Raw genomic sequence first — 240 nt, forward strand, 5'->3', positions numbered from 1 at the left:
TTCATTAACGGATAAAAATATTGACAATGCCAATACATTCATTTGACCAGAACTTAACACATATTTAGCACTAGTTTCTTTGCTTATACCGTTCTCTTCCTTGCTTGTTAATTTGATGCTAAGCTCTTCCTCATCGGCAACAAACTTCAGTTGTTTGGAACTAACCATAGGGTTTAAATATCTGTATAACTGTTGAACGCTTGAATTTTCTTGATTTAGAAAATTTATTGCCTCGGAGCC

At 34.2% G+C, this 240-nt stretch carries 1 protein-coding gene; it reads right to left on the reverse strand.

What is annotated here, in order from left to right; translation table 11 throughout:
• The coding region (locus SB822_RS60565) for a hypothetical protein (RefSeq protein WP_410859583.1) at positions 1-240 on the reverse strand (240 nt) is incomplete at both ends.

The sequence above is a fragment of the Paraburkholderia sp. SIMBA_054 genome, from assembly GCF_046534875.1.
In the GTDB taxonomy this organism is placed as follows: domain Bacteria; phylum Pseudomonadota; class Gammaproteobacteria; order Burkholderiales; family Burkholderiaceae; genus Paraburkholderia; species Paraburkholderia hospita.